Below are 547 nucleotides of genomic sequence, written 5' to 3'. Positions count from 1 at the left end.
AACGCTAAGGTGATACGACGGCGGCTTCAGTCATCGCCTCCACGTCTGGGTTGGTTGATTTCGAAGTTTCGATGCGAAAGAGGCGAGCGTTTGCCGCCGTTGTATCGACCGCCTTGTTTTGCTTTTTTTCGAAATGAGAACGTAAATCGTTTTGGATTTCCTGTGCTAGTGGATCAAAAAACTCTGATGAGTCTCTAAGCGTAAAACCATCCGATATCTTAGTTAAACTTCCAGTTTTGTGATCATAAATCACAACCAGTGATTTTTTATTTAATTTGATTTCCTTTTCAGCGACTAGAATCGTAAATGAAGAGTCTGCGTTGAATCGAAAGGTCGGTCGCTTCATGTCTTCTTTCATTTCTGTCAGAATAATCGATGAGTGATCTACAATCTGATTGTATCCGTCTTTAACTATGCCGCATTCGAAGATGAACACTCTGTTTCCTGCAGAAACAGCACTGCTGATTGATAGGGTGCTTCCATGTGCTATGATGCTCATGAAGAGGACGTGAAGTAGGAACGCTGTTTTCATTATTTTGCAGAACGC

1 protein-coding gene is annotated in these 547 nt (G+C 42.0%); it reads right to left on the bottom strand.

The annotated features are described in order from the left end of the window. Nucleotides 1-4: 4 nt before the first annotated feature. Nucleotides 5-547: hypothetical protein (locus QEH53_RS23965; RefSeq protein WP_309025767.1), on the bottom strand; the 543-nt coding region annotated here is incomplete at its 5' end.

This window comes from Pelagicoccus sp. SDUM812002, assembly GCF_031127835.1.
Classification (GTDB): Bacteria; Verrucomicrobiota; Verrucomicrobiia; order Opitutales; family Opitutaceae; genus Pelagicoccus.
This window is presented reverse-complemented; position numbering and strand designations above follow the sequence as displayed.